Consider the following 13,042-nt stretch of genomic DNA (forward strand, 5'->3'; position numbering starts at 1 on the left):
TTTTGAATCAATCCCATTTTCTTTTATCCTGAAAAACCGTCTGCTGTCCAATCATTTTTTCTAGTACAACAAACACAATATAAGCACATATTACTTGCAATACAATATTCCCAAGTTTTATTAATTCAAATGAATGGATCCATTGGAATAATTCATTTAATAATACAATCGAAACGATACTAAATAGTTCTATACTAACCGAAAATATACATACTTCGAAAATAGATTGCTCTTGAATCCGATTTAGGTTAGAGAAGATGAATAAGTACCCTAGAAACAGAGCTAGTAATTCTATTTTCGTCATGCTAATTAGCCAAGCGTATAGTGGTACGGTTAAAAGAAGATATAATAGTTTCCGTCTTAGCATGCCTTCTCACCTCTAATTTATAAGTGTTTTCTGTATATTTTAACACTTTTCACATAAAAGAAACAGAAGAGACTTATGCCTCTTCTGTTTCTTTTACTGCATGTATTAACTCACATATTTCTTCGTGCATTTCATTTTCTAAAAGCTCAATGACTTTACTTCCAACGACAACACCGTCACATATTGTAATCATTTCTTCTATTTGCTCTCGTGTTGAAATACCGAATCCTGCAACAACTGGTAAGTGAACGTGTGATTTTACTTTTTCCAAGTAACTATGAATCTCGTCCTTAAAGTTTTGACGTACTCCCGTTACGCCCGCTACTGTAACGGCGTAGACGAATCCTTGTGATTCACTCGTAATTTTCTTGATTCGTTCAATTGGGCTTGTTACAGTTACGAGTGGAATTAAAGCTATTTTCGCCACGCGAAGGAGCGGCGCAATAATATGTTGTTCTTCATACGGTAAGTCTGGAACGATAATGCCATCCACACCTGCTTCAAGACAGCTCTCGATGAAACGTTCTTTTCCGAATGCTAGTACTGGATTTAAATATGTCATGAGTACAAATGGAATTTGAACTTCTTGCCTCACTTCTGCTAATGCATGAAAAATCCCTTTTAATGTTACACCGCTATCTAGCGCACGTTTTCCTGCTCTTTGAATAGTTGGACCGTCTGCGACTGGATCTGAAAACGGAATACCGATTTCAACGATGCTTGCTCCTGCTTCATCTAGAAAACGGATTCTTTCTTTTAACTTTTCAAGTCCACCATCTCCGCCCATTACGTACGGAATAAATGCTTTCTTGCCATTTTCAAACGCTTCTTTAATTTTTTCTACTCCCATTTTTTACACCTCTCCCATATAACGTTTTATACTCTCTACATCTTTATCACCGCGGCCAGATAAGCAAATGACAAGACCTTCGTCTTTCTTCATTTTCGGCGCTAATTTTAAAGCGTATGCGACAGCATGTGAGCTTTCTAACGCCGGGATAATCCCTTCTTTTTTCGTTAATAATTGAAACGCGTCTAACGCTTCGTCATCTGTGATTGAATGATAAGAAACGCGTCCAATATCTTTTAGTAAACTATGTTCTGGTCCAACACCTGGGTAATCCAGTCCTGCCGAAATAGAATGCGCTTCTTGAATTTGTCCTTCTTCATTTTGCAGAAGATACATCATCGATCCGTGTAAAACACCGACGCTTCCTTTCGTTAAAGTAGCTGCGTGCTTTTCTGTATGAACACCTTTTCCAGCTGCTTCTACGCCGTAAAGGGCAACTTCTTCATCGTGTACGAACGGATAAAACATTCCCATTGCATTACTACCACCACCAATACAAGCAACGACTGCTTCTGGTAATTTTCCTTCTAACGCTTCGTATTGCTTTTTCGTTTCTTTCCCAATTACACTTTGGAAATCACGAACAATTTGCGGAAATGGATGTGGTCCGAGAACTGATCCCATAATGTAGTGCGTATCGTGTACATGTGAAACCCAGTAACGAAGCGCCTCGTTCACCGCATCTTTTAACGTGCCGCTACCTGCCGCTACGCTTTCTACTTTCGCTCCGAGTAATTCCATTCGGAACACGTTTAATTTTTGTCGTCTCACATCTTCTTCTCCCATGAAGATGACGCATTCTAAACCGAGAAGTGCACATACAGTAGCTGTTGCAACTCCGTGTTGTCCTGCTCCTGTTTCAGCGACAACTTTTTTCTTACCCATTCTTACCGCAAGAAGTGCCTGACCGATTGTATTGTTAATTTTATGAGCTCCCGTATGGTTCAAATCTTCACGCTTTAAATAAATCTTTGCTCCGCCGCAATACTTCGTCATATTTTCAGCGAAATAAAGCGGTGTTTCTCTTCCAACGTACGTTTGTAAATAATGATTTAATTCCTTTTGAAACGCTTCATCTTGCATCGCTTCTTTATACGCTTCTTCTAGTTCTAGTACGGATTGCATTAACGTTTCTGGAACGTATCGTCCTCCGTATATACCGTAATGACCTTTTTCATCTGGATATGCGTAGTTCATTTTGAACACTCCTTCGCTTTTTTAATAAATTGTTTTATTTTCTTTAGATCTTTCTTTCCTTCTGTCTCTACTCCGCTGCTCACATCGATCATATATGGCTGAACGGTTCGAATTGCTTCTTCTATATTAAGGATGTTTAATCCGCCAGCTAATATCGTTTTCTCTCGCAACTCGTTTGGCATATGTGCGAGTAACTCCCATGAGAATGTCTTTCCGTTTCCTCCGTGGAACTTTTCTTTCGGGCTATCAAATAACAGATAATCTGTATCGTATTTTTTCGCACATTCAATATCTTTCTCTAAAGCTACTCCTACTACTTTTATAGACGGAATATTCAATCTTCTAATTTGATGATTGTCTTCATCCCCATGCAATTGCACATGCGTTAACCCGCACTCCTCTGCAATTTTCTGGATCACTTCTACCGATTCATTTACGAAAACACCGACCTTGAAAACGTGGGCTGGAATTTCCCCAATAATTTCTTTCGCTTGCCCTGGAGTGATTTGGCGTTTACTTTCTGCAAAAACGAATCCGATTGCATCTGCGCCGTATTCGCAAGCTCTTTTCGCTGTTTCCATATCAGTGATGCCGCAAATCTTCACTTTCATATGCCCACCTTACAGTCTTCAAAAAAGGTACTGATAGAAGATGATGTCATAAGCGCTTCTCCGACTAATACGCCTTTGGCACCAGCTCGTTTGACTCTGATGATATCTTCTTTTGAATGAATACCACTTTCACTAATCCAAAGCAGATTTTCCTCATTCAGTCGTTTTCCGAGTTTTTCAGTTTGGCTTAAATCTACTTCAAACGTTTTTAAATTACGGTTATTAATTCCGATAACGTGCGGATTTAATCGGGTTGCAATTTCTAATTCCTTTTCATCATGAACTTCAACAATCGCTTCTAATCCCATTTCTAGTACGTAGTTATAAAGCTCTTTTAATTTCTCTTTTGACAATGCTGCAACGATTAATAAAATAAGATCTGCACCAGCTTCATAAGCTCTATCAATTTGAATCTTATCAATTATAAAATCTTTACATAAAAGAGGAATGTTACTTTCTGCTCTTGCCGTTTGTAAGTCGTGAAACGATCCTTTAAAAAATTGACCGTCTGTTAAAACAGAAACCGCTCCAGCGCCGCATTCTTCATATGTTTTTACTTGTTTTGGTACATCAACGTGTAAGTTTATATCGCCTTTTGATGGAGACGCTCGCTTTACCTCGGCGATTACAGTAAACTGCTCTAAAGCTTTTACAAGTGAGTGTGTTTTCCTTTTTTCTTTCACTGGTGAATATGTTTCATATAACTCCGCAACTTCTACTTTCTTCTGCTCTACAATTTTGTCTAAAATCGTCCCCACTTTAATTCACCCTTTCTAATTTTTCATGGCTTGCTGTAATTAATAAGTTTAATTTTTCTAATGCTTTTCCGGAGTCAATGCTATGTGCCGCTAGTTTAATTCCTTCTTCAATCGTTTCCGCTTTTCCGTTTGCGAAAAGAGCAAGCCCTGCATTTAGTAAAACGGTATCGCGGTATACACTTTTTTCTCCGCTCAATACTCCGAGCGTAATTTTTGCATTTTCTTTTGAATTTCCGCCTCTAATTTCCTCATTTTTCACTCTTGAAAAACCGTAGTTTTCTGGTGCAATACTCATTTCAATTATTTCATTGTCTTTTAAAATAGCGACGCAGTTTTCTCCTTGTAATGATGCTTCATCTAAAAATCCACTTCCGTTTACGACGAGCGCTTGTTTTCTGCCTAGTTTCTGCAATACTTCCGCTACCGGCAATAACATATCTCGTTTATAAATACCGACAAATTGTGTTTCTAAATTAACCGGATTCGTCAGCGGTCCAATTAAGTTAAAGATCGTCGGAACGTTTAATTCTTTTCTTATTTTCATAATGCGTCTTAATGCTGGATGCATCGCTGGTGCAAATAAGAAGGCAATCCCTACATTTTCTAATAAGTAGTCAATCTCACCTGGCGTACAACTAATGTTTACACCGAGTTCTTCTAATAAATCAGCACTTCCTGTTTTACTAGAAACAGCGCGGTTTCCATGTTTCGCAACCTTTACACCAGCTCCGGCAAGTACAAATGCCGATGTTGTACTAATATTGAATGTTTGCGCACCGTCACCACCCGTTCCGCAATTGTCCATCGCGCCTTTTATATGATTTGAAAACGGTAATGCCTTTTCGCGAAGAGCACGAACGAGACCGTATATTTCTTCTGCTGTTTCGCCTTTCGCTTTCAGCAATACTAAGAAAGCTGCAACTTCACTTTCCAATATGTTGTCACTTAATAAAAGAAGTCCCGCTTCATACATTTCCTCTTCTGTTAAATGTTGTCCCTCTACTAACTTTCGAAGATAACTGTTCATACTCTCTCCTCCTCTTTCACTTCTGCTAAAAAGGCACGTATTAACTTTCCGCCTTCTTCTGTTGCAATTGATTCTGGGTGAAACTGTAATCCGAAGAGCGGATAATAGTTGTGACGAACTGCCATGATTTCTCCGTCATCCATCGCTGTCGCGAGTATGTCAAAACACTGCGGCAAACCATTTTGTGCTGCGACGAGTGAATGGTAACGCATCGCTGTTAGCGGCTGCGTAACGTACGAAAAGATTGACGTTCCGTTATGTTTCACACGCGATGTTTTTCCGTGTTTAATGCGCTCTGCTCTAACAATTTCTCCTCCAAATGCGGATATGATTGCTTGATGGCCAAGGCAAATTCCTAAGATGGGAACGTTCTTATAAAAGTGACGAATAACATCGATACAAATTCCAGCATCTTCTGGTTTTCCAGGTCCTGGTGATAGCACAATTCCTTTCGGCTTCATCTCCTCTAATTGTTCAATTGTTATTTGATCATTTCTTACTACAACAATTTCTTCCTCGTACTCGCCTAATAGTTGATACAAGTTATATGTGAATGAATCATAATTATCGATCAGTACAATCATTTCATAACCTCCAAAAGCGCTCTCGCTTTATTTAATGTTTCTTCATATTCAGCTACAGGGTCTGAATCGTAGACGATACCCGCTCCTGCCTGAACGTACGCTTTCTCATCTTTTACAACCATCGTTCGAATTGCTAGCGCCATATCAAGATTTCCTGAGAATGAAATATATCCAACTGCTCCGGCGTATACATTTCTTTTTTCATGCTCTAACGTATTAATAATTTCCATCGCCCTTATTTTCGGAGCGCCTGATACTGTGCCGGCTGGTAAACAATACGCTAATGCATCAAATCCACTCATTTGTTTTCGCAATGTTCCGTAAACTTCAGATACAATGTGCATAACGTGAGAGTATTTCTCTACTTTCATATATTTATCTATTGTCACAGAGCCAATTTCACTTACTCTGCCAATATCATTTCGGCCTAGGTCCACAAGCATCATATGCTCCGCCCGCTCTTTCTCATTTCCTAACAGTTCTTTTTCGATTTCCTCATCTTCCTGCTTCGTTTTCCCTCTCGGTCTCGTGCCGGCAATTGGATTTGTCATTACCTTATCATCTCTTACTGATAGTAAACTTTCTGGCGAAGAGCCCAGTACAACATAATCTTGAAAATCGATATAGAACATATATGGTGATGGATTTGCAATTCGAAGTTTCCTGTATAATGCAAATGGATCTCCTTTACATTCACTTTGCAAACGCTGGGATAATACAACTTGAAAAATATCTCCGGCCCGAATGTATTCTTTCGCTGTTTCCACCATTTCACAAAATTCTTTTTCCGTTACTGAAGAAGTGAATGCTAAAGATGATATTACTTCACTCACCTTCTCTTCTTCTACGTTTAGCACTTCCTCTTTGTATCGTTGCAATCTCTCGTATACTTCCTCATAAGAAGCTGATTCATCTTCCTTGCATACATATACAAACGATAGTTTTTGGCGTAAATGATCGTAAACGATAAACTCGCGATACAGTAAAAGGTGTACTTCTGGAATATTTAATGGATCATGTAAGTCTACTCCTATATTTTCATACTGCCGAATTACGTCATAGCCGATATAACCAACTGCTCCTCCGCAAAATGGGAATGGACTTTCTACTAGCGATGGTGCGATTACCTCTTCTAACACTTGCAGTACGTTACCTTGCAGCTTTTCTTTTTGCCCATACATCGTTCGCTCTACTTCTACGCCAACACTTTTCACTTCTCCATAAGGATTACATCCTAAGCAAGAATAGCGTCCTTTATCTTGATGAAGCTGTGAGCTTTCTAGTAAAAACTTCTTCTTCCCTTTCATACGTCTATATAAAGAAATTGGCGTAATGCTATCTCCTTCTTCTTCAGCGATTACTAAAAATGTTTTTCCTTGTTCTTTTTGCTTCATAAATTCTTCTTTCGTCATCATGCCTTTCACCTCACTCTGAAAAATAAAAAAGTCCCCTACATATCGAAATATGTAGAGGACGATAAATTTACCGTGGTACCACCTCAGGTTGGATGCAAAAGCATCCCGCTTTATTCAGGTACAAAATATATACCTTATCCTTGTAACGGCGGAACCCGGGTTGCCTACTGAATAGAAATTGTTCAGCATACCTCTCGTAAGCCCATTCCGTATATGGCACCGTACCGGGCTCCCACCTGCCCCCGGCTCTCTGTAACGTCTCCAAGTATACGTACTCTTCTTACTTAAACGATTTAACTTATTTAATTTTTATAGTGCGTTCAACAATTTTTTGTACACAAAAAGGGAGTACTCATCCTATAAAAAGGACGGGTACTCCCGTGGTGCCACCTTAATTCGTTACGAATGTAACGCACTTTGCCGTATCAAAAAATAATACGTGTCTCTTGTATCGATGAGATCATGTCGCCAAAGCCTACTTCTTTCGTTTCGGTTTGGAAGCTCCGAAGCCCATTCCACATCAATCCCATACTGATTCGCACCAACCATCAGCTCTCTGACATGTTCATCATGTGTACTCTTCTTCATCAACGCTTGCATTTTTTTAAGTTGCACTCATTATATTCCTCATATTTCTAATAAGTCAATACTTTTTCCGAAAAAAATATTATTTCTTCGTTCGATATTATATTGACAAAACAACCTGTTTTTATGTAAAAATAATAAATACTCTATTAAAATTAAGGTTTTTTGCCAGAAAGTTATATATCCCAAAAGTAAATAGATGTCAAAAAACGCTTAAATTTCAGAAAATTCTTATTTGCGCATGGATTTTTCTGAATAATCATGATAGATTATAAATATGCAAAATGCATCAAAAGACATGACAAAAGGAAGGGGAACTACATGAGTACGCAGATGTTAACTTTAACTTCTATCTCTATTTACATGCTCGGGATGTTAGTAATCGGCTATTTCGCCTACAAACGAACGTCCAACTTAACAGATTATATGCTTGGCGGGCGTACACTAGGCCCCGCAGTAACAGCATTAAGTGCTGGAGCATCCGATATGAGTGGTTGGCTTTTAATGGGATTACCCGGTGCAATGTTTAGCGTTGGATTAAGTAGTAGTTGGATTGCGATCGGCCTAACACTAGGCGCATACGCAAACTGGCTTTATGTCGCTCCTCGCTTACGTACCTACTCTGAAATTGCAAACAATTCTATTACTATCCCAGAATTTTTGGAACACCGCTTCCACGACAAATCTCACATGCTACGCTTAGTATCCGGACTTGTTATTATGATTTTCTTTACTTTCTATGTAGCTTCAGGACTCGTTTCAGGGGCTGTATTATTTGAAAATTCATTTGGTATGAACTATCATGTTGGATTATTCATTGTAGCAGGCGTTGTTGTAGCTTACACATTATTTGGTGGTTTCTTAGCTGTAAGTTGGACAGACTTCGTGCAAGGAATCATTATGGTAGTTGCTCTTATTCTTGTTCCTATCGTAACAATTATGAATGCAAACGGACTTGGACCTGCATTTGATACAATTCGATCTGTAGATCCAACACGTTTAGATATTTTTAAAGGTGCCTCCACTTTAGGAATTGTTTCCTTATTCGCATGGGGCCTTGGTTATGTTGGACAACCTCATATTATCGTACGCTTTATGGCAATTTCTTCTGTAAAAGAACTTAAAAGCGCACGAAGAATTGGTATGAGCTGGATGATTTTCTCTGTTGTTGGAGCTATGTTTACTGGTCTTATCGGTATTGCCTACTATTCACAACAAGATTTGACATTATCTAACCCAGAGACAATTTTCCTTGAGCTTGGAAAAATTTTATTCCATCCACTTATTACTGGATTTTTATTAGCAGCGATTTTAGCTGCAATTATGAGTACAATCTCATCTCAGCTTCTCGTTACTTCAAGTGCTGTAACAGAAGACTTATATCATACATTCTTTAAACGTTCTGCTTCTGATAAAGAGCTTGTATTTGTCGGTCGTATGGCTGTTCTTGGTATCGCCTTAGTTGGGTGCGCATTAGCGTTTAAACAAAATGATACGATTTTGGCTCTTGTTGGATACGCTTGGGCTGGATTTGGTTCTTCATTCGGACCAGCTATTTTATTAAGTCTATATTGGAAACGTATGACGAAATGGGGCGCGCTTGCTGGTATGATTTCTGGTGCCGCGACTGTTATTATATGGACTCAATTTAAATTCTTAACAAACTTCTTATATGAAATGATTCCTGGTTTCACAATTAGTTTACTAGCAATCATAATCGTTAGTTTACTAACACAACCTTCAAAAGAAGTTGAAGAGCAATTTGAGGATTTCGAAAAACAACATATTCATAATCTCTAAAAAGAAAGCTCTGCTGTTACGATAACAGCAGAGCTTTCTTTTTACCGCATTTCGACAATATTCTTCTCAAATTTAACAATTTCTTTATGTTTCGTTAAATTTACTATAACATTCTTCCTTTATATTATTAGTATCGACACCTATACAGAAAGGGGACTCCACCAATGTTAGCAGCTTTCCAGCAAAAGCATATAAGAAAATTTTCACCTATCACAAATACTTCTGCTTCTTGTTTAAACATTCAACCTAATCCACCCAAAATTTCAATTGCTCCTTCTGTTATTTCAGTTATCGGTGTTCATATGGGAAAAAATAAGTTAAAAATAAAAACTGGGCAAAGTACTGAGTTATCAGCTTCCGTTTTGCCAATGCAAGCGACGAACCAAGAGCTTATTTGGACAAATATGAATTCTGATGTCATCACAATATATCCAAAAGGTGATACGGTAACGATTACTGGAAAAAGTGCAGGAAGAGCAGTTGTTATTGTCACAACTGCTGAAGGAAAATTCCGCGACTTATGTGTCGTTCACGTACAACCTTATATGACAAATCCAAAGTAAAAGAGTGGCTTCATAGCCACTCTTTTACTTCATTTCAATGTGCGGAGTTTTACTTTTCACAAGATTAATAAACTGTTCTTTATTTGGTTCTGGTGCAAAAACTTAAGGACAATTGCAATGAATCTATAAATCTTGGACATACTGTTACTATTACTTTAAAAAGGGTGCGTGATTGGTATGGAAAAGGAAAATGTATTCAAATGGAAGCATTATCAGCCTGATATTATTTTGTTAACAGTAAGATGGTACCTACGGTACAACCTCAGTTTTCGTGATTTGGTGGAAATGCTAGAAGAACGGGGGTTATCCATTTCTCATACAACGATTATGCGTTGGGTTCATCAGTATGGTCCTGAATTGGACAAACGAATCCGTCGTCACCTCAAACAAACAAATGACTCTTGGAGAGTCGATGAAACATATATCAAAGTAAAAGGTCAATGGATGTATCTGTATCGTGCTGTTGATTCGAAAGGAAACACAATTGATTTTTCCCTAAACAAAACAAGAGACCAGAAGGCTGCAAAGCGCTTTTTCAAGAAAGCTTTGCGGTCTTTTCATGTTTCAAAGCCACGTGTTATAACAGTCGATAAGAACCCGGCTTATCCTATAGCAATTGAGCAGTTGAAAAAAGAAAAAAGCATACCTGATGGTATGCAACTTAGACAACAAAAGTACTTGAATAACATAGTAGAACAAGATCATCGCTTTATAAAGAAGCGAATCCGTTCTATGCTAGGGTTCAAATGTTTTGACACAGCTACATCCATTCTTTCTGGAGTAGAAGCCATGCATATGATTAAAGAAGAGCAGCTTGATTTACGGGACCAGTCTGTCCAAAATCAGAAAGAATTCATCCATCAATTGTTTGGACTTGCAGCATAAGATACGATTCCGTTAGGAATATATGTGCTTTATTCTCTTGTATTTTATTTTTGCACCAGAACCATTAATAGAGAGTGACTGACATGTGAAGGAAGTTAATCAGGTTATCAATGTGGCCTCACCATACATGACCATCAACTTAAGAATTTTATAACGTCTCCAAAACAAAAAAACGAGTTGACTTCACATAAATAGCTTTGGGAAAATTATTTTTTTTTGTTTAGGGGGTACTTCAAGACCTTAGCTTGATGGACATGTGGCGGCATACCTAATTATCTTTTTCTCTATAAATAGAGTTTAGATTCATTCTAGCAAACGAAGATTTATCAACTTTCATCTTTTGGTATTTTGCTTCAAACGATGATCTTTCCCCACTTTTTTTCTTATCATTAGAAATAAAGCGTGTATTGTACTGTTCTTTTATACCTTGAATCATAAGGTGTAGAACAAATATTGAAATTGTAAAAAATAACAACGGAGCTAGTACAAGCCAAGGTGCCGTTAATAATTCATTTTTATTTAATCCAATTAAACTTGACCACTCATTCGTAAGTGAAAACACTTTTAAGTCACTTGACATTCGCCTTCCGCCAATCAAAATTTCAAAAAATGCTAAATGAATCAATAAAGTAAATAATTGAACAAACTGTTGCAGGAAAAGAATAACAAGTATTTCCTTTAAGTAAAGCCAAATATGCCTTCGAAACAAATAGAATTTTGAAGCCCCTAACAAAACTGAACTTATAATGTATTCATTTTTCATGAACAGATTTATTTCTTGACTAATATAAATAATAACCGGTGGTAACGTTACGATACAAAGGATAAAGAATTGTTTCCCAATAATAGACATGCTAAGCCCAGTTTGCTGGCTTTCCAACATTAATGGAGCCATCCACATAATACCCCACAGCACTGTTGGAATGAAGAAATAAGGTTTAAATACTTTTTGAACAAAACTTTGCAACTTAGATGGTGTATAGGCTAAAGCCCCACCTAATAATGTTCCTATTAGAATTTGAATAAGACAAATCCCCAAAACAAACAAGATAGTAAATTTCGCTCCAATGATCAATTGAAAAAACAAATTATATCCACTTCTATCTGAACCAAGTGGAGGCATAATTAACGGATTGAATGGTGCAGTTTGAATGACATCCCCATCTTCATTTTTTAATAACAGTTGCGTATTGGAATATAAATCTTTTCCAAACCATGTAAATAAATAACTGATGATTACAAGTCCTATAAAGTAGGAAACCCCGAACCAAAAACGTCTGGAACGAATAATGCTATGACTCATTTGCAATTCCTCCCGTAATACGATTTACTCGATAATGAACAGCTATGAATATTAAATAGAATGGAATAAATAACAGCAGTGTCCACCACACCATCGTTAAAGGAGTTAAAGCGCCTGGTTTCACCAAAAATGACATATATCCGTGAATGTTGAAAGCTGCCTCTACCATTAAAAGACTTGAAATCATAAATAAGAAAATAGATTGCAGATGATTGAGTAAGTGATACATTATATTTCGAAATAAATGAACAAATAAGATATATCTGTTACTTAACCCCTTTGCACGAGCAAATTCTACATAAGGTTTATGCTTTTCATCCAATAAGAACAGAACAATGATTCGAAAAAGATGAAGCGTAGGAACAATAGTCATACAAAGGATCGGTAGAAAATACACTTGCTTACCATTCATTGCATAAATATTAACTATATTTAACCCTGTTTGTTTAAATACCCATACGAAAAACAGTTGTAGTACAAATATTAATAACAAATCAGGAATGGATTCAATAAAAATTAAACACCGTTCAATTCCCTTTTTTATTCTAGAAGATGATAGTAAATAAAAAAATGAGAGACAAGTAGCAAATAAAACAGCCAAACAAGTGGATACAGCCAGAATAGTAATCGAATAAACATAAGGATCCAAAATATTTTCTAGGAAAGGGACTGGACGCATTAAGGTTCTATTAAAATATAAAATATCTGCTGGAGAACAAAGTTGTTGTAAATAAGCAATAAAACTAAGCGTGTTTCCTTTCAAAAAGATAAACGGTAGATAACTAATAACAACGATTACTACTATACAAATAAAAAATTCAATAATTTTCTCACTTAAAAACTTCTTCATTTCAACCCCCTTAATGATTGTCGAAAAATACACAATGTTTAAATAATTATGCCTAGAGATTTCCATACATTCAAATTTATCTTTTTTACTCCACTCCTCTTTCATTATTAAAATTTTGTTACGATTATAAAACATATGCCTCTAAGGGGGAGTGTCACATCGCAATCAGGCTAAGGTTTTACACTACCCAAAAAGCAAAAAAGGCGTTATCCTTTCTGTAAAATTATAAGAAAGGATGGCGTTTTTT

The 13,042-nt window shown here is 37.1% G+C and carries 13 protein-coding genes and 2 other annotated features; of the genes, 3 read left to right on the top strand and 10 right to left on the bottom strand.

Annotated features, from left to right (window positions below; all coding sequences use genetic code 11):
- Positions 1-7: 7 nt before the first annotated feature.
- The 8 genes from JTF23_RS16585 to trpE form a co-directional block, all read right to left on the bottom strand.
- On the bottom strand, positions 8-367 hold the full coding sequence (locus tag JTF23_RS16585) for a DUF4029 domain-containing protein (RefSeq protein WP_070128124.1): 360 nt from the start codon (positions 365-367) through the stop codon (positions 8-10).
- Between the two features lie 73 nt (positions 368-440).
- Positions 441-1,217: a tryptophan synthase subunit alpha gene (gene trpA / locus JTF23_RS16590; protein WP_204209201.1), complete on the bottom strand. Its 777-nt coding sequence runs from the start codon at positions 1,215-1,217 to the stop codon at positions 441-443.
- Positions 1,218-1,220: 3 nt separating this feature from the next.
- Positions 1,221-2,414, bottom strand: a complete 1,194-nt coding sequence (trpB, locus tag JTF23_RS16595) for a tryptophan synthase subunit beta (RefSeq protein WP_002158844.1) — start codon at positions 2,412-2,414, stop codon at positions 1,221-1,223.
- A complete protein-coding gene (locus tag JTF23_RS16600; RefSeq protein ID WP_204209202.1) occupies positions 2,411-3,025 on the bottom strand; it encodes a phosphoribosylanthranilate isomerase in 615 nt (204 codons plus the stop codon). Before JTF23_RS16600 ends, trpB begins: the two co-directional genes overlap by 4 nt.
- Positions 3,022-3,783 carry an indole-3-glycerol phosphate synthase TrpC gene (gene trpC, locus JTF23_RS16605; protein ID WP_078180037.1) on the bottom strand — a complete coding sequence of 254 codons (762 nt, stop codon included), beginning with the start codon at positions 3,781-3,783 and terminating at the stop codon, positions 3,022-3,024. The genes JTF23_RS16600 and trpC overlap by 4 nt, the downstream gene beginning before the upstream one ends.
- A gap of 1 nt (position 3,784) precedes the next feature.
- On the bottom strand, positions 3,785-4,810 hold the full coding sequence (trpD, locus tag JTF23_RS16610; RefSeq protein WP_016104197.1) for an anthranilate phosphoribosyltransferase: 1,026 nt from the start codon (positions 4,808-4,810) through the stop codon (positions 3,785-3,787).
- Positions 4,807-5,394 (bottom strand): aminodeoxychorismate/anthranilate synthase component II, encoded by a 588-nt coding sequence (locus JTF23_RS16615; protein ID WP_002158848.1) that lies wholly within the window; start codon positions 5,392-5,394, stop codon positions 4,807-4,809. Before JTF23_RS16615 ends, trpD begins: the two co-directional genes overlap by 4 nt.
- A complete protein-coding gene (gene trpE, locus JTF23_RS16620; protein WP_204209203.1) occupies positions 5,391-6,809 on the bottom strand; it encodes an anthranilate synthase component I in 1,419 nt (472 codons plus the stop codon). Before trpE ends, JTF23_RS16615 begins: the two co-directional genes overlap by 4 nt.
- A 51-nt stretch (positions 6,810-6,860) precedes the next feature.
- Positions 6,861-7,107 (bottom strand) — a binding site (T-box leader).
- 63 nt (positions 7,108-7,170) lie between these two features.
- Positions 7,171-7,409: a binding site (T-box leader), on the bottom strand.
- A 306-nt stretch (positions 7,410-7,715) separates the two neighbouring features.
- Here trpE and putP point away from each other — a divergent pair.
- From putP to JTF23_RS16635, 3 genes are all read left to right on the top strand, one after another.
- Positions 7,716-9,194: a sodium/proline symporter PutP gene (gene putP, locus JTF23_RS16625; protein ID WP_088098807.1), complete on the top strand. Its 1,479-nt coding sequence runs from the start codon at positions 7,716-7,718 to the stop codon at positions 9,192-9,194.
- A 164-nt stretch (positions 9,195-9,358) separates the two neighbouring features.
- Entirely contained in the window at positions 9,359-9,757 is a 399-nt protein-coding gene (locus JTF23_RS16630) for an Ig-like domain-containing protein (RefSeq protein ID WP_002202749.1), read from the top strand.
- 177 nt (positions 9,758-9,934) lie between these two features.
- Positions 9,935-10,642: an IS6 family transposase gene (locus JTF23_RS16635; protein ID WP_204209204.1), complete on the top strand. Its 708-nt coding sequence runs from the start codon at positions 9,935-9,937 to the stop codon at positions 10,640-10,642.
- A gap of 268 nt (positions 10,643-10,910) precedes the next feature.
- On the opposite strand, the gene JTF23_RS16640 is transcribed toward JTF23_RS16635, so the two are convergent.
- Together JTF23_RS16640 and JTF23_RS16645 are read right to left on the bottom strand one after the other, a co-directional pair.
- Complete coding sequence (locus JTF23_RS16640) at positions 10,911-11,945, bottom strand: hypothetical protein (protein ID WP_204209205.1); 1,035 nt, start codon at positions 11,943-11,945, stop codon at positions 10,911-10,913.
- Positions 11,935-12,795 (bottom strand): ABC transporter permease subunit, encoded by an 861-nt coding sequence (locus JTF23_RS16645; protein WP_204209206.1) that lies wholly within the window; start codon positions 12,793-12,795, stop codon positions 11,935-11,937. The genes JTF23_RS16640 and JTF23_RS16645 overlap by 11 nt, the downstream gene beginning before the upstream one ends.
- Positions 12,796-13,042: the final 247 nt, after the last annotated feature.

It is taken from the genome of Bacillus sp. RIT 809, from assembly GCF_016892495.1.
In the GTDB taxonomy this organism is placed as follows: Bacteria; Bacillota; Bacilli; order Bacillales; family Bacillaceae_G; genus Bacillus_A; species Bacillus_A cereus_U.

Coding starts and splice junctions, on each gene's coding strand:
- JTF23_RS16585 (WP_070128124.1), bottom strand. CDS start 367: ATGCTAAGACGGAAACTATTATATCTTCTTTTAACCGTACCACTATAC.
- trpA (WP_204209201.1), bottom strand. CDS start 1,217: ATGGGAGTAGAAAAAATTAAAGAAGCGTTTGAAAATGGCAAGAAAGCA.
- trpB (WP_002158844.1), bottom strand. CDS start 2,414: ATGAACTACGCATATCCAGATGAAAAAGGTCATTACGGTATATACGGA.
- JTF23_RS16600 (WP_204209202.1), bottom strand. CDS start 3,025: ATGAAAGTGAAGATTTGCGGCATCACTGATATGGAAACAGCGAAAAGA.
- trpD (WP_016104197.1), bottom strand. CDS start 4,810: ATGAACAGTTATCTTCGAAAGTTAGTAGAGGGACAACATTTAACAGAA.
- JTF23_RS16615 (WP_002158848.1), bottom strand. CDS start 5,394: ATGATTGTACTGATCGATAATTATGATTCATTCACATATAACTTGTAT.
- trpE (WP_204209203.1), bottom strand. CDS start 6,809: ATGATGACGAAAGAAGAATTTATGAAGCAAAAAGAACAAGGAAAAACA.
- putP (WP_088098807.1), top strand. CDS start 7,716: ATGAGTACGCAGATGTTAACTTTAACTTCTATCTCTATTTACATGCTC.
- JTF23_RS16630 (WP_002202749.1), top strand. CDS start 9,359: ATGTTAGCAGCTTTCCAGCAAAAGCATATAAGAAAATTTTCACCTATC.
- JTF23_RS16635 (WP_204209204.1), top strand. CDS start 9,935: ATGGAAAAGGAAAATGTATTCAAATGGAAGCATTATCAGCCTGATATT.
- JTF23_RS16640 (WP_204209205.1), bottom strand. CDS start 11,945: ATGAGTCATAGCATTATTCGTTCCAGACGTTTTTGGTTCGGGGTTTCC.
- JTF23_RS16645 (WP_204209206.1), bottom strand. CDS start 12,795: ATGAAGAAGTTTTTAAGTGAGAAAATTATTGAATTTTTTATTTGTATA.